This window comes from Pararhizobium sp. (genome assembly GCF_035497515.1).
GTDB lineage: Bacteria > Pseudomonadota > Alphaproteobacteria > Rhizobiales > Rhizobiaceae > Pararhizobium.
The window spans coordinates 15,859-40,414 of the sequence record NZ_DATJDJ010000161.1; the positions used below are offsets into that span (position 1 = coordinate 15,859).

The following is a 24,556-nucleotide window of genomic DNA, read 5'->3' on the forward strand; positions in this document are numbered from 1 at the left end:
GCCCCCTCAAGAGATGGCGAACATGCCGTTGAACTCTTCACGCAGTACAGCTTCGTCCGCGCCATCGGGCTTGGTGAAACCAGCCTCGACGGCCTTGACGCGGCGCAGGGCGTCGCCGGCCAGAACCGGAACCACGCGCGCCACCTGCAGCATTTCATCCATGATGCCATGGCAATGCAACACCATATCGAGCCCGGCAGCGACAATCCCGCGTGCACGCTGCTCGATATCGCCCGCAAGCGCGTTCATCGAAACGTCGTCCGACATCAGCAGGCCATCAAAGCCGATATGACCGCGGATGACCTCGCGAACCACCTTTGCCGATGTCGTGGCCGGGTTTTCCGGGTCGATCGCCGTGAAGACGATATGCGCCGACATCGCCATCAACTCGTTGTTCATGGCGACGAAGGGCACGAAATCGCTTTTTGCCAGTTCATCGAAGGACACATCAACCACAGGCAGCTTGTGATGGGAATCGACGAAGGCGCGGCCATGGCCCGGCATGTGCTTCATCACCGGCAGCATGCCGCCGGCTTTGAGGCCTTCGGCTGCCGCGGCCCCAATCTCGGCCACGGTTTTGGGATCGTATCCGTAGGCGCGATTGCCGATGACATCGCTGCTGCCTTCGATCGGCACGTCGAGCACCGGCAGGCAATCGACGGTGACGCCAAGGCGCATGAGATCAAAGGCATGCAGGCGCGACATCAGCCATGCGGCACGCAGCCCCTGCTCGCGGTTGCGGCGGTAGATCTCGCCGATGGCAGCACCGTTCGGATATTGCTGGACAATCGGCGGTTTGATGCGCTGGACGCGCCCGCCTTCCTGGTCGATCAGCACCGGCGCATCGGGATTGCCGATACTGTCGCGCAGCGATGCCACCAGATCGGCAATCTGGTCGGGTTCCCCGATATTGCGCCCGAACAGGATGAAACCCCATGGGCGTTCGCCGGCAAAGAATGCCTTTTCCTCGGCGGTGACGGTCAGGCCCTTGCAGCCTGAAATGAAGGCTTTTGATTCGCTCATGGCAAGATGATAGTCGCTGCTGCTCATCGCGGCGAATACCGTTTCCCTCCAAGCGCAGTCATTCACAGCTATTGCAACGCGAAACAGGTCGACAAACCGAAAAAGGCGCGACTTTCGCCGCGCCTTTGCTCATCCGCTTCTTGGAAGCGGTTATTTCGTGACGAGGCAACTGCCGCCGGCGCTTTTGTACTGGGCGCAGAGTGCATTGGCAGCCTCGCGGCTGCCGGCCGGGATGCGGACACGGTAATAGGTGCCCTTGCCGGCAATCTCGGCCCGCTTGATATCGACACCCTTACCGCCGATGACACCACCGAACTTGCCCGAAAGCGTCTTGTAGGACTTCTGCGCTTCAGCTTCGGACGGCAGCGATGCGATCTGGACGACATAGCTTCCCGGCGCGATCGAGGCTGTCTCGATCGGCTTTTCTTCGGCGGCCGGCTGGGTCTCCTTGAAGGTATCGACAACCGTGGTTGGTTTTTCAACGGGCTTGGCCTGCTGAACCGGGTTGGTGTCGGCAACCGTCGATGTCTTCACGGAGCGAACCGGTGCGGTTTCCTCGACAGTCGCATCGGCAGCTTCAGCCAGCGCACTCTTTTCCTGCGGCAACGCTTTCGCTGTTTCGGCCTGCGGCGTCACCACGGTGGTCTTCACCGTCTTGACCTGCGGGTCGCTCTGGCTGGAGGCCACCTGCGTTTCAGGCTGGGTGGCGACGTCCTCGCGAGCGACCAGTGTGCCGTCCGGCTTGACGATCATCGTGCGCACCTTGCGCGGCGATACGGCAGGGGTTGCGTCCGCCTGTGCATTCTCGGCGGACTGATCGTCCGGAAGGAGGCGGTCGCCACCCTCGTCGTCGATCGGCGTCAGGCCGGCGATCTCGTCGGCTCGGCCCTCGAGCGGCAGGTTTTCCGGCGTCAGGGTCCGCTGGACCACATCGATCGGCTCCTCGGTCGAAGACACCAGCGCATCCTGCTGCGGAGTCGTGTCCTGCGCACCGGCAACACGGTCGTAAACGGCCTTGTCCTGGTTTGGAACGGTCTTGCCGCCCTTCTCGGCCGGCACCATCTTGACGGGCGACTTGTCGGCAAGAATGATTTTCGGATCGTCGCCGGACAGACCCGGCGCATTTCCGCCCATGAAGGCGTAGACACCCGCCCCCCCGACGACCGCAACAACCGCGACGGCAGCCGCCAGCATCATCAGGCGACGCTTCACCGGGCCGCGCTCGTCGTCATAGTCATCATTGGACGCGGAATAACCGGAGCCGACCGCAAGGCGGTCCGACGACGGGTCCGTGTCCTGGCGCTGGCTCAGCGACAGGCGGAAATCTTCTTCCATGGCCTTTTCGAATTCATCGAAATCGTCCTCGACGCGGACGCCATTGCCGACGGGCTGGGCGGCGGCGGACTGCGGCACAGCGCCAAAGCCGTTATCGTCCTGGGCGCCCTGAGCCGGGTTGCGCGCGCCACGGTTCGGCGTGCCGAACAGCTGCGCCATTTCCGCATCGATATCGAGATCATAATCCGGCTGCTGAACTACAGGCCGTTCCTGCTCGACGACAGGCAATTGCGGCACGTGAAGCTCAGCCATCGCCGTCAGGTTTTCTTCCGTCTCCGAGATCATCGAAGGATCGAACGGCAGAACAGATTCCGGTTCCTGGCTCACCGGCTCTTCGAATTCCGGCAGATCGACAAAAGGTGCCTGGGCTGGGTTATGGGCCTGCACCTCGGCAACAGACGCAACCGGAGCTTCGGCGACCGGCGCCGCGGCGACGGTCTCGACCGGGGCAAATGCCGTTTGCTGTGCCGCCATCTCGAATTCGGATGGGTCGATATCGAGATCGATACCGGCAAGATCGAGTTCGAACGTGTCGAGATCGAAATCCGGCTCGTCATCGACGGGCAGTTTCAGGGCTTCGGCCGCTTCGACAATCACGGGTTCGACCGGCGTTTCAGCCGGCTGATAAGCCGTTTCCGTCGCGACAGCCATCGGAGCAGCGACGACCGCGGCTGGCAGCGGCGTTGCGAACGCCTTCTGGGCCGATACGCCGCCATTGGAGGCAACAGGCGTCGCCCGGCTGAAAGTCGGCGTGAAGGGATAATTGACCTTGCGGGACGTTTCCTGCGCCAGCGGACCCTTTACGGTAGCCTGAGGGGGGACAGGAAACTGTTCGATATCGGCCAGCAGGGCATCGATGCCGCGCGGGTCCATCTGAGAAATAACCGTTTCGGCGGCAGGTGCGGGCTGCGCTACAGGCGTCGCCTGCGGTGCATTGTCCACGATGGCTGCGTCAACGGCTTCGAACGCAGCCTGTTCTTCAACGACTGGCGCCTGTAGCAGGTCTTCCGCGGCACCCGGTCCCAAGTCCAGTTCCGGCTCGAAACGCTGCGGCGGGGTAGCAGATGCCTTGGCTTCCGGCGCTTCAATCTGCGAATCGTCATACCCGATCGACAATTCGAGTTCGCGCTCGAGATCGGCGCCGTCGAATACCAGGTCGTCCTGCTGGTCAACCGGCCAGTCGGCGTTCGACTCTGCCGACACGATTTCCGGCGCCTGCATGAAGGACTCGCCTGCCGCTTCATCAATCACGTGGATTTCGGGCACGTGGATTTCTGACAGGTGGATTTCGGGAACGTGGATTTCGGGAACATCGACCGGCGCGAAAACCGGCTCCTGCGCGACAGGCAGTTCGATTTCGTCGACAGGCGCTAACGTCTCGACCTCAGGCGCCGGCAGGAACGCTTCGTCCTCATACTGGCCCCAGGCAGGCTCAACGGCGTCATCGAGCGCGAAGTCAGGCTCGGCGGCCTGCGGCACGGAGACGGCAGGCAATTCGACGACACGCGACGCGGGTTGAACAGCCGGCGCGTCATAGACGTCGAACTCGCGCATGAGCTCGCTTTCCAGATCGAGCATCGGCTCGGCATGGGAGGGAGCCTCCGGCACGGGTTCACGGCTCACCAGGTCGCGATGTCTCGCCAGTTCCTGAAGCTGCTGGACCGCAGGCCGATTGTCATAGCCGACGATACGTGCAAGTTCGGCCAACGGATCATCATCCGCCAAAATGTCGAATTCCGCAGTCTCGCCACGTGCCAATTGTTTCTCTGCCATACGCTCCACTCACAACTTACTAGCCAGTTCTTGCCAGTTCATTGTGGGGAAATGTTGACAATACTATCGCATCTCATCCGGTGCTGCGGTGCCTGTAATAGACAGGCCCGATTTCAGCACCGAGGCGACAGCATGCACAAGTCCTAACCTGGCGATGGTCAATTCTCTATTTTTATCGTTAACAAAACGTAATTCAGGAGCCTCTTTACCTTTATTCCAGTGCGCATGGAAGGCGCTGGCAAGATCATAGAGGTAAAACGCGATGCGATGGGGCTCCTGGGACTGTGCCGCTGCCTCGATGATGCGCGGATATTCCGCCAGCTTGGCGACAAGCTGCAACTCGTTCGAATCAGTGATGTTTCCGGCAATCGCGCCGGCCAGACCGATCGTTTCGAAGTCGACGCCCGGAAATGCTTCGCGGGCCTGCCGGAATACAGACATGCAGCGCGCATGCGCATATTGCACGTAAAAGACCGGATTATCCTTCGACTGTTCTGTCACCTTGGCGAAATCGAAGTCGAGCGGTTCGGAATTCTTCCGGTAGATCATCATGAACCGCACCGAGTCCCGGCCGACTTCCTCGACCACGTCACGCAGCGTGATGAAATCGCCGGAGCGCTTGGACATCTTCACCGGTTCACCTTCGCGGTAAAGCTTGACCAACTGGCAAAGCAGCACCGTCAGCTTCGACGCACCGCCCGATACGGCGCGCGCGACCGCCTCCAGGCGCTTGACGTAGCCGCCGTGATCGGCGCCGAGCACATAGATCATTTCGTCAAAACCGCGATCGAACTTGTCCTTGAAATAGGCAACGTCGGCGGCGAAATAGGTATAGGAGCCGTCCGACTTGATCAGCGGCCGGTCGATATCGTCGCCGACTTCGGTTGAACGGAACAATGTCTGCTCGCGATCTTCCCAGTCTTCCGGCAGTTGCCCCTTCGGCGGCGGCAGCGAGCCCTTGTAGACATGCCCCTTGAAGGTCAGGTCGTTGATGGCATTGCGGATTCGCCCGGCACCGTCGGCATGCAGCGCGCGTTCGGAAAAGAACACGTCGTGGTGGACGTTGAGGGCTGCAAGATCCTCGCGGATCATCACCATCATCGCATCGATCGTGCGATCCTTTAGGAGTGGCATCCACTTGTCTTCCGGCATGATCCGCAGGCTCGTCCCGAACTCGTCGGCCAGCGCCTGCCCGACCGGAACAAGATAGTCACCGGGATAAAGCCCCGACGGTATTTCGCCGATCTTTTCGCCGAGCGCCTCGCGGTATCGCAAGAAGGCGGATCGCGCGAGCGTATCAATCTGCGAGCCCGCGTCGTTGATGTAGTATTCCTTGGTCACCTCGTACCCGGCGAAGGCCAGGAGGTTTGCCAGCGTGTCGCCGACGACGGCGCCACGGCAATGGCCCACATGCATCGGGCCGGTCGGATTGGCCGAGACATATTCGACATTGACCTTGCGGCCGGCGCCAACGGCGCTCTTGCCATAATTGGTGCCATCGGCGACCATCACCGCCAGAAGCTTCTGCCAGTAGGCGACAGAGAGCTTGACGTTGATGAAACCGGGACCGGCCACGGAGACGGCAACAACTTCCGGATCCTGCTTTAGCTTTTCGACGATCTGTTCGGCGAGCGCGCGCGGATTGGTGCCGAGCGGCTTGGCCAGCACCATGGCGGCATTGGTTGCAACGTCACCATGGCTTGCATCGCGCGGCGGCTCCACACTGATTCTGCCGAAATCCACGGATGAGCGGTTTTCACGCACGATATCAAGCGTTTCGAGGACGTTTTTAATTCTTGATTCGAAGTCTGTGAAAATGTTCATCGCACCCATCCGGCCTGCTCGGCCCGAAGGGGCGCGAGACCGCGTTAATATCGTTCAAATCGAAGGCGGCTCGATATGCTCGCGACTGCCCTCAACCGGCGCGGTGACTACCGCAAATCGGGGGTATGGTCAAACAAGCGCCCGTGCACGGCGATCGCATAGGTATCGGTCATGCCCGCCAGATAGTCGCCGACATGGCGGGCCTTTGCAGGTTCGGCCATGCCGGAAATCTGGTCGATCCAGTAGTGCTTCTGCATCTCGCGCGGATCGGCCATGAAGGCGTTGTAGAGATCGGTGACGATCAGCGCCGCATTGGCGCGCACGCGCATCACCTCGGGATGGCGATAGATGCGGGTCATCAGCATCTTCTTGATCTGCTGATCCGTCTTAGACATTGCCTCCGAGAAACCGGCCATCACCCTGCCCGCCGCCCGCACGTCGGCGGCGCTCTGCGGGTTAACCTCACGCAGGTTCTTCTGGGCGACGGTGATCACATCCTCGACCATGGCCGTGATCTGGCGACGCATGATTTCGTGGGTGAAGCGGTTGGCCTCCAGCCCCGGATACCGATCGCGAACCTCGCGCATCAGCGCAGCCAGGAACGGGATTTCCTCCAGCATGTCGAAATTCAGGTAGCCGGAGCGCAGGCCATCGTCGATATCATGGGTGTTGTAGGCGATATCGTCGGAAATCGCCGCAACCTGGGCTTCCAGGCTGGCAAAGCTCGACAATTCCAGATCATGCAGCGCGCAATAATCAAGGATGGGCTGCGGAACCGGGCCACGGATGCCCTCACCGTTCGCCGCCACCAGCGGTCCATTGTGCTTGACGAGCCCTTCCAGGCTTTCCCAGGTCAGGTTCAGCCCGTCAAACTCGGCATAACGGCGTTCCAGCTTGGTGACGATGCGCAGCGACTGCGCATTGTGATCGAAGCCGCCATAGGGCTTCAACATCTCGTGCAGCGCGTCTTCGCCGGTATGGCCGAAGGGCGTGTGGCCGAAATCATGGACCAGCGCCACGCCTTCCGCGAGATCCTCGTCCAGCCGCAGGGCTCGCGCCAGCGCACGAGCAATCTGCGCGACTTCGATTGTGTGGGTCAGGCGCGTGCGGTAGTGATCGCCATCGGCGGCGATGAAGACCTGCGTCTTGTGCTTCAGGCGGCGGAAGGCGGTGGTATGGACGATACGGTCGCGGTCGCGTTGGAAATCGGATCGCGTCGGGCTGCTGCTCTCAGGGTAAAGCCGTCCCCGGGTCGCCCACGGATCGGAGGCGAAAATCGCGCGTTCACCGGAACCGAAACCAAGCGCATGTCTGTCCAATGTCATTTCCCACTTTGCATCCCATTGACGCGGTCTTAAAGCCTTCATACCTATAGTGGGCGCTGCAGGAAAGCACCGAGTGGAAATCGCTCGTATCCTTGAATAAAAACAAGGATTTGCGGCGCACCCGAGCCACTTCGCGTGCGATCTTCAAAGACGCGGCGAACGATGGAAACAGCGAATCTCTCCGGATCTTGACCCCGGCAGGAGGTAAACATGACGACGGAAACTGTAACTCTCTCGGATTCGGCGGCAAAACGCATTGCCGTCATCCTGAAATCCGACGTGGAGAAGAAGGCCATGCGCGTCTCCGTCGAAGGCGGCGGCTGTTCGGGTTTCTCTTATAAGTTCGATCTGGTCAGCGATGCCGATGACGATGACCTCGTCTTGGAAAAGGGCGATGCGAAAGTGCTCATCGACAGCATGTCGCTGGTCTATATGAGCGGTTCGGAGATCGACTTCGTCGATAATCTCCTCGGTCAGTCCTTCCAGATCAAGAACCCCAACGCGGTCGCAAGCTGTGGCTGCGGCACCAGTTTTTCCATCTGAAAAACAGCCCCGCCACTATTTCCCTCAAAGATATGGCGACCCCAGCCAGAAGATCTTGTTGAGCAGGCGCGTGGCAAAGGGTTTTGCACGCAGGTCAGGCAGCGTGACCGGATGCGCCTCGTTCAGGACAGCCTGGATCCGATGGCCGATGCTGCCGGCAAAGCCGGTGTCCAAGACTTCCAGATCGATTTCGAAATTGAGCCGCAGCGACCGCGGATCGAGGTTGGAAGAGCCGACATAGGCCCAGCGATCGTCTACCGTCATCAGCTTCGAATGGTTGAACGGGCCGGTCGATCGCCAGATCCGGCAGCCGCCCTTCAGAATCTGATCGAACTGCGCCGTCATCGCCCGGTCCACCAGAACCAGGTTGTTGACGGCCGGCACGATGATATCCACGTCCACGCCCCGTAGCGCCGCCGTCACCAGCGCGCTGATCAGTTCCCTGTCCGGCAGGAAGTATGGCGACATGATGCGGATATTGCGTCTGGCGATGGAAAAGGCTCCCATCATCATCTTGTGATTGGATTCGTTTGTCCGGTCCGGTCCGGACGGCACGGCGCGCATCAGCATGGCTGGCTTTACATGGGGCGCCGGCGCAATCTGCCAGGCGGCGGCCTCCAGCACTTCCCGGCTGGCAAACTGCCAGTCCTCAGAGGCAACCTGGAAGAGGTCGGCGACGACCGGGCCGGCGACGCGGAAATGCGTGTCGCGCGCCTGTCCGTCGCCAGCAAATTCCAGCGTGAAGCCGGAGCGGATGTTCATGCCGCCGGTAAACGCGACGACGCCATCGACGATCAGTATCTTCCTATGCGTACGCAGATTTGCATAGGGCAACCGGAGCCCCATGATGATGTTGCCGTTGAACACTTTAACCATCACGCCGCCGGCCTCGAGATGGCCGACAATGCTTGGAACAGAATAGCGCGCGCCGACCGCATCGATAAGGACGCGCACCTCGACACCGCGCTTCACCGCCTTGATCAGGGCATCGGCGAACCGCAGGCCGATCTCGTCGCGATCGAAAATATAGGTCTCGAGCAGGACGGCGCGGGTGGCGGTGGCGATCTGCTGCAGCATCGCGGCATAGGCCGTGTCCCCGTCTTCCAGCATGGTAATCTGGTTGCCCGCGCACATGCGGTGGCGGCTGACGCGATCCCCCAGCAGCTTCATCGCGCCGAATCGCTGCCCGAACCGCTCGGCGACCGCGGTGATGGAGACGTCGAACTTGCCCAACGCATCCGGCCCCCGCTCCCGCACCAGCGAACGCTGCTGTTCGATCGAGGAGCGGCGGATGCGGTTGATGCCGGCAATCGCATAGAGAAGCGCGCCGAGAACCGGAGACAACAGGATGATGCCGACCCAGCCCAGCGCAGAGCGAACCTCCTGCTTGGTCATCGTGGCATGAATGGCGGCTGGCACACCGAGTATGACGGAAAGGACCGCCAGGATATGCGGCCAATAGGTCGTCAGCAAAGCAATCATGCAGCGACTATAACGGGCCGGTTTCAGGAAGCAATTCAGCACGGGATGATGAGGTGCTTTGCACAGCTTCCGGTTTGTCAAAGAAATCCGGTGGCGCTACAACGACAAAAGCCTTCGCGCCGCAGCCTCAAAGGAATGCCCATCATGAAAATCGTCACCTGGAATATCAACGGCGTCAGGGCCCGCATCGACGTCCTCGTGGCATGGCTGAAGGAATCGCAGCCCGACATCGTCTGCCTGCAGGAAATCAAGACCGTCGATGAAGGCTTTCCCCGTGGCGAGATCGAGGCGCTCGGCTACCATGTCGAGACGCACGGCCAAAAGGGCTTCAACGGCGTTGCCATCCTGTCGAAGATCAAGCCGGACGACGTAAACCGCGGCCTGCCCGGCGACGATACCGACGAGCAGTCACGTTTTATCGAAGGCGTGTTTTCCGTTGACGGCGGCGTCATCCGCGTCTGCTCGCTCTACCTGCCGAACGGCAATCCGGTCGAGACGGAAAAGTTTCCGTACAAACTCTCCTGGATGGACCGGCTGAGCGCCTTCGCGGCCGAACGGCTGGCGCTGGAAGAGCCGCTGATCCTCGCGGGCGATTACAATGTTATCGCGGAGCCGCATGACTGCTGGGACGTCAAGGTCTGGCAGAACGACGCGCTCTATCAGCCACGCACGCGCCAGTCGTTCCGGCGGCTCGAAAATCTCGGCTTCACCGACGCGGTGCGCGCGACGACGGATGCAGCACCGCTCTATACGTTCTGGGATTATCAGGCCGGTTGCTGGCCGAAGAATTTCGGCATTCGCATCGATCATCTGATGCTGTCGCCGGAAGCCGCTGATCGGCTTGTCTCGACCGATGTCGAGAAACATGTCCGCGCCTGGGAAAAGCCGTCCGATCACGTGCCTGTCGCGGGGAAGTTCAGCTTCGCAGCACGGGCTGCAGCCTGAGCGATATCAGTCGCTGTCGAGATGGATGGTCTGGGACATGGCAACGGCCGCCCGTCGATCGTCTTCGGTCGCGAGCGAGAACGCCTGCTCCTGCAGGGATTGCAGCCAGGGCTTGTCCTTGGGCGTACACTGGTCGAGCGCGGCGGTCATATAGGCAAGGCCACGTGCCGTCTGGCCTTCCTGGAAGAGGACATTGCCGAACACGCCCATGGCGCCGGCATGGCCGTTCTTGCGGGCCCGGTTCAGCCACTTCTTCGCCTGCTGGACATTGACGCTGCCGCCATCGCCCGACAACAGCATCCTTGCCAGCTGGAACTGGGCTTCAGAAACGCCGAAGGTGGAAGCCGCCTGGAAATAGAGCTGGCGCGCCTGGCTCATGTCGCTCTTCACCGGACTGTCGGGAATGCCGCGGCGATAATAACCGGCGAGCGAGATCAGTGCATTGACGAAATAGCCGGTGTCTTCTGAGCCTGGCTCGACGCCTTTCTCGGCGATCTCGCTGTAAATCTTGAAAGCTTCGAGGTCGTTTTCGGCGACGCCGTCACCGTAAGCGTACATATTGGCCAGCGCCCAGCGCGAGCCCGTATGGCCTTTTTCCGCTGCATAACGGTAGGCTTCGACGGCTTCGTCCTTGCGACCATTCTTGTAGGCGGAAAAGCCGAACTTGAAGAGGGCGAACGGTCCGGATTCCTTCGTGACGCCGGCGCCCGGATCGAACGCGAAGGCCGTGCGCTGCTGCGCGGAAAGCGCGAGTGCCAAACTCAAAACAAGAAACGTCAACGACCGGTAACCGCGTATCAGCATGATAGTCTATATCTTCCGTTCAACCCCAAGAGCCGGTCGGTGCCAGTGCCAATCGATACCCTGCCTCGCGCATTCGTCATGCCGACAGTTTCCCGACAGTAGTCAGCTTTTCCGGCAAGAGTGCGGCTCGCCCCGGGCCACACGATCCAATCCGCGCAAAAACGACCTGCCGAACAGTCCCAAAACTGCTCCGAAGCCGCGTAACATCACGGGAGACATGGATTTTTTCGAAAACGCGATAACTCATCTGACTCCAAACACCGCATGCTCAAAACTTCTTTGCAGGTTTGTCAAGCTCATCGGTGCTCCCAGTTTGTGGCGGGAAATAGACACAATCCCCTGCCGCGCTGCCGTTGCGGACTATAGAAAGAATGTGTTGCTGAATCGTCACAAAACGTGACATTGCAAAAGCAAAAAATCGGGTGGGAGATACTGCGATTTCGAGATGACGCCTGACAGAACCATCTTTAAACTCTCGCACGTGCGTAAGCCGGCACACACTAAAGCTGAGCTACAAAAAAGGCCCGGTGCGAACACCGGGCCTTTTCACAGGACTGAGATGGATCAGAACTTGATTTTCAGCGACGTGGAAATGGCGCTGACGATGTCGGTGTCGAAATCGTAGGTCACGTTGGTGCCAACAGGCGCGCCATTGTACGTCTGCGGTCCGGAACTGCCGCTCGTGAGCAAACCGATCGCCCCCGCAAGACGAATCTCGACATTTTCCGTCGGAAGATAGGATACGCCCGTACCCAACGTCCAAGTGTCCGTCTGGTTGCCGTAACCATGGCTGGTACCACGATCCCAAGTCAGGCTGACCGCACCGCTCCATTGATCGTTGAACTGGTGACCAACACCGCCGGAGACCGTCCAGCCATCGCGATAAAGCAGATCGAGGCTGGTCGGCGGGCGAACCGGGCTGGGATCGTTAGCGGTGACGCTCACGATCTGCAGTTGGCTCCAGTCGGTCCACTTGACAGAACCGAATACCAACCAGCCGGGGGCGACGCCCGTCTGCACCTTCAATTCCAAAGAATCGGGCATCGAAGCGAAGCTAGAGACGTCGTAACGCGAACCGATGATCGGTCCACCCGGGCCAACCCCGAGAATGACACGGCTCAGATCGATGCTACCCTCAAGATTGTCGAGATCGACCTTGCTGTTGTAGACGAGGCTTGCACGGAGGGCATATTCCGGAATTTCGTAGGCGACACCGGCACGCCAGCCCCAGCCACTGCCCTCAAGGTCCATCCGGCCTACGCCAGTGATCCCGAGCGCGGGAACTGCAGGCGATACGAGCCGCTCCTTGAAGCCGCCAACCTCCTGGTAAAAGCCGCCGCCGATTACACGGAACTGGCCCTTCCCCATGTCCCACTTGTAGGAGCAGGTTGCAGAGTAATTGTCGCTTTCAATCTTGGTTTGGATATTGTCGTTGGCACCCGCCCAGTTGGCACCCGGATTCGTATGCGCACCCCAAGGCTGCGAATAATCGGCCATGCAGTCGACGCTATCGCCAATGCCTGCCTTAAGGCCGACACGCGGAACCCAGTAGCCCTCTGTTTCATCAACACCGCTGTTCGGAAGCCCGTTCAAATCGCCGTTGGCTGGATTGATATCCGTGACATTGTTGAGTTCGCGCTGCGGATTGACGTAAGTCGCCGCGGCTTCGGCCGCGTAATCGGACGGATCGAACAACAGATCGATATTGTAACCGCCACGTTCCAGACCGCCTGCATTGGCCACAGTCGTGGTCAATGCAACGGTCAGCGCCGCCATCATGGCAGTCTTGATTCTCTTCTGAACCATCCGTTCCTCCCCTGAACACAGATCGGTCACCGATTGTGAAATCGGCCACTGAACGAAAAGTATCGACGGGATGTGGCAGAACGCAAATACCGAGAATTAGGGATGCGTTCTTCCCGATCACGGAAAATTTACGTAAGAAAATGAAATCAGGAGAAAAACGAACAAATATCGGGTATTCGTTCCGTCGTTCGGCACATTTTAGAAACAATTTAAAAAAAAATTCCACAAATATAATGAAGTGTCACTTCGACACAACAATGCCTCTTTTTGCGGGGCGCTCCCCTTCAAATAAGAAATTCGCCATGTAAGTGCCTGCATGCCGGCCTGTCAGGCAGAAACCGGGATTCCGCAAGAGAATCAGAAATAAACTCTGCATTGCATCGCGACCATCATCAATTCGAGATGGTATATACTTTCAAACAAAAGCGACCGGCCGCCTTCTGGCCGATCGCTTGTCTTTTTCACGACAATGTCGAAGTTGAAACGTCAGCCAGCTTCCGAAATTCGTGCGAGGGCCACACCGAGCGAGACCTTCTGACCGTCGAGTTCGGCCAGCCGCTCCCGCTCCGCCTCGACCACGTCGGGCCGTGCATTGGCCACGAACTTCTCATTCGACAGCTTGCCAAGAATACGTTCCCGCTCCTGGTCGACCTTGCCGAGCGCCTTTTCCAGACGCGACTTTTCAGCCGACAGATCGATCAGGCTGCCGAGCGGCAGGCAAATGGTTGCTTCGCCAACGACAATCTGGGCGCTGCCTTTCGGCGCCGTTGCAGCGAGATCAATGGCATCGACACGTGCCAGCCGGCGAATGGCGGCTGCGTGACGCTCCAGCCGTTCCTTGGTCAGCATGCTCGCCTCGACAACGACCAGCGGCGCGATCGCCGCCGGCGGCACGTTCATTTCCGAACGGACCGAGCGGATACCGGAGACCAGATCGATCAGCCAGTTGGTTTCGTCTGCCGCCGCATCGTCGGCATAGGACGACGACGGCCATTCCGCGTGGCACAGCAGACCGTTGCGGGTCTGCCCCTCAGCCGCTGTCTGCGCCCACAACTCTTCCGTCATGAACGGCATGAACGGATGCAGCAGCTTGTAGGTTTCGTCGAGAATATAGGCGACGCAGGCACGCGATTCAGCCTTGGCTGCCTCGTCCTCGCCGCCGAACACCGGCTTCAGCAGTTCCAGATACCAGTCGCAGACCTGATTCCAGACGAAACGATAAAGGCTGCCGGCCGCTTCGTTGAAGCGGTAGCCCTCGATTGCCTCCGTCACATCGCGGATCGTGCGCGACAGTTCCGTCAGGATCCAGCGGTTGATCGTCAACGAGCAGGCTTCCGGAACGAATTTCGGATCGGTCGCGACGCCGTTCATGCCGGCAAATCGCGTTGCGTTCCAGAGCTTGGTGCCGAAATTCCGGTAACCGGCAATACGGGCCGGGTCGAGCTTCACGTCCCTGCCCTGCGCCGCCATGATTGCCAGCGTGAACCGCAACGAATCGGCGCCATACTCGTCGATCAGGTCGAGCGGATCGATGACGTTGCCCTTGGACTTCGACATCTTGGCGCCGTTCTTGTCGCGAACCAGCGCGTGAACGTAGACCGTATGAAATGGCTCGACGGCAGTCCCATCGGCGTCCTTCATGAAATGCAGGCCCATCATCATCATCCGGGCGACCCAGAAGAAGATGATGTCGAAACCGGTGACCAGAACATCGGTCTGGTAATATTTGTCGAGTTCCGGAGTCTTGTCCGGCCAGCCGAGCGTCGAGAACGGCCAGAGCGCCGAGGAGAACCACGTGTCGAGCACGTCCTCGTCGCGCGTCAGAATATCGCCCGGCGCGAAGTTTTCGAGCTTTTCCTCGACCCAGGCTTTCCAGGGGCCTTCATGGGCGATGTAGTGCTGGATCGCCGCGTGCAACGCCTCTTCCTCGGTCTTTTCGACGAAGACCTGGCCGTCCGGGCCGTACCAGGCCGGGATCTGGTGTCCCCACCAGAGCTGGCGCGAGACGCACCAGGGCTGGATGTTTTCCATCCATTCGAAATAGGTCTTTTCCCAGTTCTTCGGGACGAAGTTGGTGCGGCCTTCGCGAACGGAAGCGATCGCGGGCTTCGCCAGCGTCGCAGCATCGACATACCATTGTTCGGTCAGGCGCGGCTCGATCGGAACGCCGCCACGGTCGCCATGCGGAACCGTATGCTTGTGCGGCTCGATCCTGTCGAGAAGGCCGCGCTCCTCGAACATCCCAACGATCGCCTTGCGGGCCGCGAATCGATCGAGATTATCGAGCGCCGAGATGACAGCTTCGAGCTCGTCGCTCGCCGACAGGCCTTCGAGGAAGTCCTCGTTGCCGGCAAGCGTCACATGCCCGTCGATGGTCAGGATGTTGACCTGGCGCAGATGTTGCCGCTTGCCGACGTCGAAATCGTTGAAATCATGCGCAGGCGTCATCTTGACCGCGCCGGTGCCGGCGGTCGGATCCGGATATTCGTCGGCGACGATCGGAATGCGACGGCCGACCAGCGGCAGCACGACATGCTTGCCGACGATCGCCTTATAGCGCTCGTCATCGGGATGGACGGCAACGCCGGTATCGCCGAGCATGGTTTCAGGACGAGTGGTCGCGACGACGAGATAGTCACGCGTCTCCCATTCGGTCGCCTTGCCGTCCTCGTCGAAGGCGATCGGGTGCTGGTAGGTCACGCCGTCTTCCAGCGGATAGCGCAGATGCCACAGATTGCCGGCCATCTCGACCTGCTCGACTTCCAGGTCGGAAATCGCGGTCAAGAGCTTCGGGTCCCAGTTGACCAGGCGCTTGTCCTTGTAGATCAAGCCTTCCTTGTAGAGCGAGACGAAAACTTCAAGCACGGCCTCCGACAGGCCTTCGTCCATGGTGAAGCGCTCGCGCGACCAGTCACAGGATGCGCCGAGACGCTTCAACTGGTTGAAGATCAGGCCGCCGGACTCGGCCTTCCACTCCCAGACCTTGTCGACGAAGGCCTCGCGGCCCATCTCGCGGCGGTGCAACTGGCGTTCCATCAGCTTGCGCTCGACAACCATCTGCGTTGCGATGCCGGCATGGTCCATGCCCGGTTGCCACAGCACGTCCTTGCCGCGCATGCGCTCGAAGCGGACCATGATGTCCTGCAATGTGTTGTTCAGCGCATGGCCCATGTGCAACGAACCGGTGACGTTCGGCGGCGGGATGACGATGCAGAAGCTCTCGGCGCCAGGTTTTGCCCCAGCACCTGCCCGGAAGGCGTCCTCGTCATCCCAGATCTTGGCGATGCGCGGTTCGACTGCGGCGGAATCATAGGTTTTTTCAAGCATTCTGGAGCCAAACTTGCTGATTGATGTCAGTGATTTGTAAATCGGAACGGGGCATTGGTGTCAACAAAAACGACAAAAAAGCCGCCAGTGTGGTCGCTGGCGGCTTTGAATGAGAAAATGCGAAAGCCTACCGCCTGGGCCCACGCGCAACGCGCTCGATTTCCTCGCGCACGAGCCGTTCCACCAGCGTCGGCAGGTTGTCGTCCAGCCATTCCTGCAACATCGGACGCAGCATATCCTCGGCGATCTCGTCGAAGGATCGGCGCGCACTGCTGTCAAGGGCAAGCGCGAGATCGCCGAACGAGCGGGCAACCTGTTCGCCGACTGCAGGCGATACGATCGAGTTCACGTCCTTCTCGGCAATGATCGAAACCGGGTGGCTCTCAACCTCGACACGTTCGGTAGCGGGAGCCGCCTGAGCGACCGGCGCCTCCATTTCTTCAACGATTGCGGCTGGCGGTTGGAACTGCGCCGTTGCGACCGGGGCGGCAACCGGCTCCATCTTGACCTCGGCCTGCCCGGCCGGCTGCTGTGCGACCGGCGCAGGCGTCATGCGGGCAGTCACGGTCGGGCTTTCCATCTTGGGACGCGGCGCGGCGGCATTGTCCGGCTCGCGCGGCGGCAGCGAATGCCGCTCGGACGCGGCGCGCACGCGGGCCGCGACATCGGCAAGAGACAGCGGCGGGGTCGAGACGGCAGCGGCCGGTCTTTCGGCCTCCGGCTGCGGCTCGCGGAGCGGTGTCGGCTGGGCGTGCTGCTGAACCTCGGCTTCGAACTCGGCCACCAGCGCATCGTCATCGATGGTCAGGTGAATATCGTCGGCATCATAGGCGCGATCGTCCCCGTAGGAACGATCACCGCGATAGCCCTCCTCCGGGGCCGGACCGAGATCGTTGGCCGGGAAGCCGGGAAGACCTGGCTCGTTGCTTTCGATGATCTTGCGAATGGAGGCGAGAATCTCGTCCATCGAAGGTTCGCGCGCTACATTGGGCTGTGCCATGATTATCCCCGTTTCTGCGGTCGCATCGGATCGAAAGGTTTGCCACGCAGGTGTTGATACGGACTGTATGCGAGTTCGGCGCCGAACAAAACGCCGCGAATCATCGAGTTCGATTCTTGCACAGATTTGTTCGATCCGTTACCCGCCGCCGGTTCGCACGGAAATCCGCCGTAAAAACTGCCGGCCGTTCCCCATTCGAATGCGATGAAATCAGACAGACGGATCAGCGGCCGTCCACTGTGCGCAGGCCGAACCACTTGTCCTTGACGGCCTCGTAGTGCTTTTCCGAGCGGTATTCGGCAACCTGGAGGTCCTGGCTCTTGATCGTCAGGCGCCCCATGGCCGCCAAGAGCGAATAGCTGGCCACCACGGCATTGCGCTGTGAGGCAACGAGGCTCTCTTCCGCGACCAGCACGCTCTGCTGCGCATCGAGCACGTCGAGCGTCGTGCGCTGACCGACCTTGCGCTCCTCGATGACGCCGGCGAGCGCCATGTTGGCGGCGTTCACCTGGGCCTTGTTGGCAATGATGGACGCAAGCGCGCCCTCAAGCTGCGCATTGGCCGTCACGATCGTCTGCTGCACCTCGGCACGGGCGGAATCGACGAGAATACGCTGCTGGCCCAGCCGTTCCTTGGCCTGGCGGATCTGGCCATATTCGGCGCCGCCCTGGTAGATCGGAATTTCCAGGCGTGCGGTGATGGCGGCGCTCGCCGTATCCGTGCCGTTGGTGCGGTCGGTCGTGTTGCGCGACAGGCTGCCCTGCACGACCACGCCCGGCAGCATCGTGCCCTCGGCCGATTTCACGCGGTAACCGGCGGCATCGACACTGTATTGCGCCGCCGCGATCGTCGGGTTGTCCCTAAGGCCCGAGGCAACGGCCTGGTCGAGGTTCTTCGGCATCGCCCTGGAGGCGGGAGCCGGCTGCTTGACGCCCTTCGGCATATCACCGACGATCTGCACATAGACGGCTTCGCTCTGCTTCAGTTGCGAAACCGCGTTCGCGAGAATGGCCTGCGCGCCGGCAAGCTCGGCCTCTGCCTGGCTGACATCGGTGCGGGTCCCCTCACCCACGTCGAGCCGCGACCTGGCGGCATTCAACTGCTCTTTCAGGAAGGCCATGTTGCGCTTGCGGATCGACACGACGCGCTGGTCACGGGCGATATTGGCATAGGACTGGGCAGCGGCGAGAAGAATGGAAATCTCGTTCGCCTTCAGCGTCTCGCGACTGGAAAACACGTTCGCCTCGGCGGCGCGGACATTGTTCAGCGTCTGGAAGCCATCGAAAATCTGCTGTGTGATCGTGATTGTCGCGAGCCCGGTACGCACCTGTTCAGCGACGAGCGGCGTCCCGCGGCGAGGAAATTGGAAGTTCGGAAAAGCTTCCGTGCCAAGCTGTGTCGCGGTTCCCTGCAGCGCCGCCGAAATCTGCGGCCGATAACCCGACTTGGCGATCGCCACGCCTTCGTCGGTTGCGCGCAGGCCAGCGCGCACGGCGTTCAGATCGGGATTGTTCTGATAGGCCTTGGCCATGGCATCGAAGATCGTTTCTGCCGAAACAGCAAAAGGCGTCAGCCAGATGACAGAGGAAAGGGCGGCCGCCACAGCCGCTTTACGCAGAATCGACACAATCTCTACTCCGGTATGGAAGCCGGAATGACCCAGATCTTCCCGGTTCGGCAAAGCCGCGGCGTTTCACATCATGTGAAGGGAGCCACGTCACGCTGCTTGTCGCTGTTGAAGCGGCGAAAGGTCCGAATTCATCCTTGCCAAGCGTCTTCTTTGAAGCCCGGATTTCAAGCTGCGACAACCGGTTGCACGATCTTCGGCTGCCCGTGCCTCGGAGAAACGAAAGGCACGTTGCCATTTCGCAACATTGGAATATACACGATAACAATCAAATGCTGAGGGCCCTCAAGAAGAGAAGCGTCAAAATACAAATTCACGTGCAATACGGAAACCCGGCAATGGCTTGACGGCCGTGTTGAAAGCCAGCCGTTCCGAGGTCTTGCCGGCTTCGCGGTTATAGACCCGGGCGCGCGAGGCATTGCCGAAACCAACCACCGCGATCAGGCGACCGCCGTCCTTGAGCTGGTCGAGAAGAGCCTCTGGCACGGTCTCGACCGCGCCGTTGACGAAGATCACATCGTAAGGCGCACCCGACGCATATCCGGCTTCCAAAGTTCCAGTCACCACCTCGACATTGCCATAGCCCAGACGGCCAAGCGTCGCGGAAGCTTCCGAAGCAAGGGCGGCATCGCTTTCGACAGATACGACAGAGGCCGCCAGCGAAGACAGGATCGCAGACGTGTAGCCGGTACCGGCGCCGATCTCGAGAACCTTGTCTGAACCGGTAATCGTCGCAAGTTGCAGCAGCTTGGCCATCGGCGACGGCTCCATCAGGTAGCGGCGGCCTTCGGTTGCGCCCGACAGTTCGACATCGGTGTCGATATAGGCAAGCGGCTTCATCGCGGCGGGAACGAACTCTTCGCGAGGGACAGACAGGAAAGCCGAAAGAACGGTATGCGACGTCACATCCGTCGTGCGGATCTGGTTGTCGACCATCTTGATGCGTGCTGCTTCGAAATTCATCTTGCCTGACCTCATGATCCGGATCGTCGTCCGGTTTGCGCGCACTTGCCTTGCGCCGGATATGACCACGCTCATAAATCCGCGCATCAACGGTTTCAAGCTATGGAATGCAGTTCTCGCAAAAAAGCAAGCTTGGCGACGATATCGTGTCCATTCGAAGAGGTTCCCGCAGATAATTTCACGGGGTTTATCGTCTGGACCTTCTCCATAATTCCTTAAATCGGAAGCGATTTCAGGAATTATGGAGCATATTTAAGTGCTACAGCGACCTTAGCGCGTCACATTTGACGCGCGGCGCTGTAGCGGTGGGCAGACAACATACAGCAGCCAGATCCATCCCGGTCTGGCCGCTGGGTACAAATATTACAATGTCTTCGTCTCAACCGGCGGGAGCGGCCTCCAGGCCAACGAGACCGATCTTGGTATAGCCCGCGCGCTGGATGAGGTTCATCACTGTCATCAGTTCACCGTAATCGACAGCCTTGTCGGCGCGCAGCAGGATGCGGGTCTGCGTATTGCCTTCGGTCATCCGGTTGAGCGCGCCGACAAAATTGTCGCGGCTGGTCTCGTCATTGCCGAGAGCCAGCGACAGATCCGCTTTCAAGGTAACGAAAACCGGTTTGTCCTCACGCTTGGCCGGCGTTGCCGCCGACTGGGGCAGATCGACCTTCATGTCGACGGTGGCAAGCGGCGCCGCCACCATGAAGATGATCAGCAGCACGAGCATCACGTCGATGAAAGGCGTGACGTTGATTTCGCTGTTTTCCTCGAGGTCGCCGGCACCTTCGCTGATTTTGCTGGCCATGGTCTTATCCGATCCGTGCGATGCCAGCGTCTGAATGCACGTGGCTTTCGGCCTTGCGCGGCGCGATCCTGCGGGCCTGGCGGAAATCGAGATCGCGGCTGACGACGCGCTCGACCGCGGCCGAGGCATCGGCCAGGATCAGGCGATAACCGGAAATCGAGCGGGCGAAATAGTTGTAGATGACGACGGCCGGGATGGCCGCGACAAGGCCGATGGCGGTTGCCAACAGTGCTTCGGCGATGCCCGGCGCGACGATGGCGAGGTTGGTCGTCTGCGCCTGACTGATGCCGATGAACGAATTCATGATCCCCCAGACAGTACCGAAAAGCCCGACAAAGGGTGAAATCGAGCCGATCGTTGCCAGCACGCCGGTGCCGCCGGCAATGCTCTTTCCGGCGCGCGCCTCGATGCGCGACACCTGCGAGGTGACGCGCTCCTTCACACCTTCAGTCGAGACGACATCCAGCACGGCTTCCGACTTCGACAGTTCGTCAGCCGCGGCAGCAATCATCAGCGCCGCGGGGCCTTTCTTCCCGGCAAAGGTTTCGCGCACATCACGCAGAACAATCGCGTCCGAAAGCGCACGCACCGCACGGCGGGCGGCGGTCTTTGCGGCAGCCAGTTCGAATGTCTTGACCAGCAGGATCGCCCAGGTGGCGACGGATGCCAATGCCAGCGCACTCATCACGCCTTTCACGACAATATCGGCGGCCATGAACATGCCGAGCGGCGACAGATCATGCGGCAGGATCGGATTGGGCGCCGCGACCTGACCTGCATCCTTTGTCTCGCCGGCAATCGGAGCAGCACCCGTCGTGGTGTTCACCGGAAAAGTCTGCGCCGTTGCCTCAGGAGTTGCCTGCGTATTTGCGTCGACGGGTGCCGTCTGTGTCGGGGTCGCTTCGGCCGGCTGCTGGATTTCACCGCGGGCCGGCGCCTGCGTTTCCTGCGCGTGAAGCGCGCCCGCGTTCGAGACAGCAAGCAGCACGGCCGCCAGCATCATCCATTTCGGCATAACCCGGTTCGGCATGATCTTATCCTTACCTATCAATCGTCCGACATCCCTTGGGAGAAGGGAGACCGGACGCCCAAATCCTGTATTCGACAGCCGGCATGAAAGCGAACGGCTTCAACAAACGCCGCTTCATAGGACGACTATGGCCGAAAGACAAGGATTTGTGGAGTTATTTAATCAAGAATAAACAGACTGCCGCCGCGATGTCGGCGGAATCGGCACCCGCTCCTATTGATCGGTCTCAGCTTCGTCGAACCGGCCCGTCCGCCAGTCGTAGGTCCGGTGCCGGGCCCAGGGCCGATGCAGTTGCTCCAGGGCGAAAACCAGTCGCATTGCGGGCTTGTGATCGGCGGAGGATGCAACTGCGTGAATTTCCACAGCGCCCGAACGCCGCAGGCTCTGTCCGCTCAGCAACGTCGCGCCGGAACGGCAGAGCGGAAAACGCAGCATTGCCTGGGTGACGACGATATCGGCTTCATCACAGGCAATGCCGACGAAACGGGCGTCATCGACCGTGACGATTTTCCATCCCTCTCTCGTAGTTGCCGCGCAAACCTGTTTCGGAATGCAGGCAAAGCGCCCTGACGGGGAATCCGCCAGAAGCTGCCGGACTGCGGATCGCGCGGCATCCTTGTCGATCGGCGGTCTGTTCCGTTTACCACTGTCGGCTTCCGCCTTCTCCGCCGCAGTATTCTCTCCATCCTTCAGGATCAGGGCCGGCCGCTGCTGTGGCTTCTGATGATCGTTTATGCGAAGGGCGCGCTGCCATTGCGAGAAGATGAAATCCGGCGGCTGGGTGCGGTTGCTGGCAGCCGAATCTTTTTCGATCATCGCGACAAGGCGTCCGTCTTCGGCGATGACGACGGCCGGCCGTGGGACATTGCCCGTCCAAGCCACGACAAGCCCGATGGCGATGACGCAAAGACCGGAAACAGCCAGCCATGTCCGGAACAGGCAGGCCAAGACTCCACCGGCCGCAATCAGCACGAAAGCAGCCTCAGGAACCCGGCCGGTCGTCACCTGTCCGCCCCAGGACGAGACCATACCGGCGATCGCGATCATCCATTCCAGTCCCTGCCCCATGACCAGCAGCGGATAATAATCCAGCCCGAACGGCATGAGCAGCATCGCGATGAGCGCGAACGGCATCACAAAAATGCTGATGATCGGCATGGCCAGGATATTGCCGATCAACCCATAGGCCGCGAGACGGTGAAAATGACCGGCGGAATAGATCATTGTCGACATGCCGCCGATGAACGAGCTGAGCAGCAGTCCGGCAAGAAAGCCACCGGCCGCTTTCAGCGGCTTCATCTTCGGATTGGCCGGCAAGAAATCCCGGTCGGGCCGCTCGCTCCAATGCGCGTAGCCGGCCACCAGCGCCAGTGTCGCCGCAAATGACATCTGGAAACCCGGGCCGGTCACAGCGGACGGCGTCACCACCAGAATGACGAGGGCCGACAGCGCGACATTGCGCAGGCTGATCGACGGCCGGTCGAAGAAGACAGCAACGAGCATAATGGAAATCATGATCCACGAGCGAACGGCGGAAACGGCGCCGCCCGAAATCAGGATATAGAAGAACACCATGATCAAGGCGCCGGCGGCCGCAAGCTTCTTGATCGGGAAGCGGTGCGCGAGCCCCGGGATGAAGCTGAGTACCGTTCGGGCTCCGATCAGGAAGGTTCCGGCCGCCAGCACCATGTTCAGCCCGGAAATCGCCAGAACATGCGCCAGCCCCGCCTCCCGCAGCGCCTCGATCGTCGGCCGGCTGATGGCGCGCTCCTCCGCCGTCACCAGTGCTGCCGCGATCGCGCCGGCATCACCGTCGATCGTTCCGCGAATGCGCGCGCCGACGGCTTCGCGCCAGCGGGCAATCGTTTCCTCCCCCTGGGCACGCCAACGGGCAATCCGGCCTTTGTCGGGGCCGTCCGGCGCAGCGATGGACTTCGGCTTGCCATAGAAATAACCGACGGCGCCGATCCCCTTGAAATAGCTGTCGAAGGCAAAATCATTCAGCCCGACAAGGGCCGCACCCGAGGGTGGCGACAGACGTGCCCTGCCCTCGATGCCCCCGCCGATCGCGATCGCCGCTTCGCGATTGCGCGACAACAGGGTGATTGTCTCGGGGGGCCGTTTCAATGTGGGGCCGGATGTCTGCGCGACGGCGACGGTATAGCGCCAATAGCCCTTGTCAGTGGTTTCCCGCCCGGTGACCATCCCGCGCACCATGGTTGTAACGGAGGTATCGAGCAGCACCGTGTCCATGCGCGCCGTCTCGTAAGCGGCCAGCAACATGCCGGCAAGGAACAGGACCGCCAATCGTGTCGCCATGCGCCAGACGCCGGGAGAGTGCCGAACGAGGCCAGTTGCCATGCAAAAAACGCACAGCAGAAGTGCAAGTTTGAGAAGTCCGGGCGTTTCGGCCAGGGAAAACCAGACGAGCGCGCCGAGCCCCAGAAAGACCGGAACGAAGAGGAACGGATATCCGAAGTCCTGCTCTTCCGCCAAGGCACCGGCGATCGTACGACGCCAGCGGATCCGCGCCAGCCGCTGGCGAGGTGCGGTGAGCAGATCCGACACCTTGGTTTTTCGGGATTTGGGCAGCGCTGCAGGGATTTGCCGAGGGCCATCGGAGGCATCGACTTGCGTCCCGCCAAAGCGGTCGCGCGACGCCAGTCTTGGCTCCTGCCCCTCATTCATGGATGCCGTTCCATCCGCCCCTGCCCGCCGCCAGTTTGCAACCGCGAAAGAGAGAACGCAACCGGTGAGTTTGATGCCCAAAAAAGCAGCAACAGTTTCACGAATGGGACGGAAGTGCCGAAGGAAGGAGCGATAATGCCATTGGACATATCGGCCGAACATGCAATTATTGCGTTGCCATATGCCTATTTTTGCGTCGCACCATTTGCCTTTCGTTCAACTTGGCAGCTGTCATTAAATCGGATAGCACATGATC

Annotated in this window: 16 protein-coding genes; 2 read left to right on the forward strand and 14 right to left on the reverse strand. The window is 60.4% G+C overall.

Annotated features, from left to right (window positions below):
• Positions 1-6 precede the first annotated feature (6 nt).
• The 4 genes from nagZ to VL202_RS15880 all read right to left on the reverse strand — a co-directional run bounded on the left by nagZ (position 7) and on the right by VL202_RS15880 (position 7,280).
• Positions 7-1,023 (reverse strand): beta-N-acetylhexosaminidase, encoded by a 1,017-nt coding sequence (gene nagZ, locus VL202_RS15865; RefSeq protein WP_325465087.1) that lies wholly within the window; start codon positions 1,021-1,023, stop codon positions 7-9.
• Between the two features lie 150 nt (positions 1,024-1,173).
• Positions 1,174-4,131: an SPOR domain-containing protein gene (locus VL202_RS15870; protein WP_325465065.1), complete on the reverse strand. Its 2,958-nt coding sequence runs from the start codon at positions 4,129-4,131 to the stop codon at positions 1,174-1,176.
• 63 nt (positions 4,132-4,194) lie between these two features.
• A complete protein-coding gene (gene argS / locus VL202_RS15875) occupies positions 4,195-5,955 on the reverse strand; it encodes an arginine--tRNA ligase (RefSeq protein WP_325465066.1) in 1,761 nt (586 codons plus the stop codon).
• Between the two features lie 107 nt (positions 5,956-6,062).
• The gene (locus VL202_RS15880; RefSeq protein WP_325465067.1) at positions 6,063-7,280 is read right to left on the reverse strand and encodes a deoxyguanosinetriphosphate triphosphohydrolase; all 1,218 of its coding nucleotides are present in this window, start codon (positions 7,278-7,280) and stop codon (positions 6,063-6,065) included.
• Between the two features lie 210 nt (positions 7,281-7,490).
• On the opposite strand from VL202_RS15880, the gene erpA reads away from it, so the two are divergent.
• Positions 7,491-7,823 carry an iron-sulfur cluster insertion protein ErpA gene (gene erpA / locus VL202_RS15885; RefSeq protein ID WP_325465068.1) on the forward strand — a complete coding sequence of 111 codons (333 nt, stop codon included), beginning with the start codon at positions 7,491-7,493 and terminating at the stop codon, positions 7,821-7,823.
• 24 nt (positions 7,824-7,847) lie between these two features.
• Here the strand turns inward: erpA and VL202_RS15890 are convergent, their stop codons facing one another.
• Positions 7,848-9,305 (reverse strand): phospholipase D-like domain-containing protein, encoded by a 1,458-nt coding sequence (locus VL202_RS15890; RefSeq protein ID WP_325465069.1) that lies wholly within the window; start codon positions 9,303-9,305, stop codon positions 7,848-7,850.
• 144 nt (positions 9,306-9,449) lie between these two features.
• On the opposite strand from VL202_RS15890, the gene xth reads away from it, so the two are divergent.
• Positions 9,450-10,250 carry an exodeoxyribonuclease III gene (xth, locus tag VL202_RS15895; protein ID WP_325465070.1) on the forward strand — a complete coding sequence of 267 codons (801 nt, stop codon included), beginning with the start codon at positions 9,450-9,452 and terminating at the stop codon, positions 10,248-10,250.
• Positions 10,251-10,256: 6 nt separating this feature from the next.
• Here the strand turns inward: xth and exoR are convergent, their stop codons facing one another.
• The 9 genes from exoR to VL202_RS15940 all read right to left on the reverse strand — a co-directional run bounded on the left by exoR (position 10,257) and on the right by VL202_RS15940 (position 24,300).
• Positions 10,257-11,054: an exopolysaccharide production regulator ExoR gene (gene exoR, locus VL202_RS15900; protein WP_325465071.1), complete on the reverse strand. Its 798-nt coding sequence runs from the start codon at positions 11,052-11,054 to the stop codon at positions 10,257-10,259.
• A 564-nt stretch (positions 11,055-11,618) separates the two neighbouring features.
• Positions 11,619-12,860 (reverse strand): OmpP1/FadL family transporter, encoded by a 1,242-nt coding sequence (locus tag VL202_RS15905; RefSeq protein WP_325465072.1) that lies wholly within the window; start codon positions 12,858-12,860, stop codon positions 11,619-11,621.
• A gap of 486 nt (positions 12,861-13,346) precedes the next feature.
• Entirely contained in the window at positions 13,347-16,187 is a 2,841-nt protein-coding gene (locus VL202_RS15910) for a valine--tRNA ligase (RefSeq protein WP_325465073.1), read from the reverse strand.
• Positions 16,188-16,314: 127 nt separating this feature from the next.
• The gene (locus VL202_RS15915; RefSeq protein WP_325465074.1) at positions 16,315-17,187 is read right to left on the reverse strand and encodes a PopZ family protein; all 873 of its coding nucleotides are present in this window, start codon (positions 17,185-17,187) and stop codon (positions 16,315-16,317) included.
• 223 nt (positions 17,188-17,410) lie between these two features.
• On the reverse strand, positions 17,411-18,817 hold the full coding sequence (locus tag VL202_RS15920; protein ID WP_325465088.1) for a TolC family outer membrane protein: 1,407 nt from the start codon (positions 18,815-18,817) through the stop codon (positions 17,411-17,413).
• Positions 18,818-19,114: 297 nt separating this feature from the next.
• Positions 19,115-19,777, reverse strand: a complete 663-nt coding sequence (locus VL202_RS15925; protein ID WP_325465075.1) for a protein-L-isoaspartate O-methyltransferase — start codon at positions 19,775-19,777, stop codon at positions 19,115-19,117.
• Positions 19,778-20,156: 379 nt separating this feature from the next.
• The gene (exbD, locus tag VL202_RS15930) at positions 20,157-20,582 is read right to left on the reverse strand and encodes a TonB system transport protein ExbD (protein WP_325465076.1); all 426 of its coding nucleotides are present in this window, start codon (positions 20,580-20,582) and stop codon (positions 20,157-20,159) included.
• A gap of 4 nt (positions 20,583-20,586) precedes the next feature.
• Positions 20,587-21,612 (reverse strand): tonB-system energizer ExbB, encoded by a 1,026-nt coding sequence (exbB, locus tag VL202_RS15935; RefSeq protein ID WP_325465077.1) that lies wholly within the window; start codon positions 21,610-21,612, stop codon positions 20,587-20,589.
• Between the two features lie 213 nt (positions 21,613-21,825).
• Positions 21,826-24,300, reverse strand: a complete 2,475-nt coding sequence (locus VL202_RS15940) for a ComEC/Rec2 family competence protein (protein ID WP_325465078.1) — start codon at positions 24,298-24,300, stop codon at positions 21,826-21,828.
• Positions 24,301-24,556: the final 256 nt, after the last annotated feature.

What these genes read in the sequence shown, in the direction of transcription:
- exoR (WP_325465071.1), bottom strand. Translation starts at nt 11,054, where the DNA reads ATGCTGATACGCGGTTACCGGTCGTTGACGTTTCTTGTTTTGAGTTTG.
- VL202_RS15905 (WP_325465072.1), bottom strand. Translation starts at nt 12,860, where the DNA reads ATGGTTCAGAAGAGAATCAAGACTGCCATGATGGCGGCGCTGACCGTT.
- nagZ (WP_325465087.1), bottom strand. Translation starts at nt 1,023, where the DNA reads ATGAGCGAATCAAAAGCCTTCATTTCAGGCTGCAAGGGCCTGACCGTC.
- VL202_RS15940 (WP_325465078.1), bottom strand. Translation starts at nt 24,300, where the DNA reads ATGAATGAGGGGCAGGAGCCAAGACTGGCGTCGCGCGACCGCTTTGGC.
- VL202_RS15915 (WP_325465074.1), bottom strand. Translation starts at nt 17,187, where the DNA reads ATGGCACAGCCCAATGTAGCGCGCGAACCTTCGATGGACGAGATTCTC.
- VL202_RS15870 (WP_325465065.1), bottom strand. Translation starts at nt 4,131, where the DNA reads ATGGCAGAGAAACAATTGGCACGTGGCGAGACTGCGGAATTCGACATT.
- VL202_RS15880 (WP_325465067.1), bottom strand. Translation starts at nt 7,280, where the DNA reads ATGACATTGGACAGACATGCGCTTGGTTTCGGTTCCGGTGAACGCGCG.
- VL202_RS15925 (WP_325465075.1), bottom strand. Translation starts at nt 19,777, where the DNA reads ATGAATTTCGAAGCAGCACGCATCAAGATGGTCGACAACCAGATCCGC.
- VL202_RS15910 (WP_325465073.1), bottom strand. Translation starts at nt 16,187, where the DNA reads ATGCTTGAAAAAACCTATGATTCCGCCGCAGTCGAACCGCGCATCGCC.
- argS (WP_325465066.1), bottom strand. Translation starts at nt 5,955, where the DNA reads ATGAACATTTTCACAGACTTCGAATCAAGAATTAAAAACGTCCTCGAA.
- VL202_RS15890 (WP_325465069.1), bottom strand. Translation starts at nt 9,305, where the DNA reads ATGATTGCTTTGCTGACGACCTATTGGCCGCATATCCTGGCGGTCCTT.
- exbD (WP_325465076.1), bottom strand. Translation starts at nt 20,582, where the DNA reads ATGGCCAGCAAAATCAGCGAAGGTGCCGGCGACCTCGAGGAAAACAGC.
- erpA (WP_325465068.1), top strand. Translation starts at nt 7,491, where the DNA reads ATGACGACGGAAACTGTAACTCTCTCGGATTCGGCGGCAAAACGCATT.
- exbB (WP_325465077.1), bottom strand. Translation starts at nt 21,612, where the DNA reads ATGCCGAACCGGGTTATGCCGAAATGGATGATGCTGGCGGCCGTGCTG.
- xth (WP_325465070.1), top strand. Translation starts at nt 9,450, where the DNA reads ATGAAAATCGTCACCTGGAATATCAACGGCGTCAGGGCCCGCATCGAC.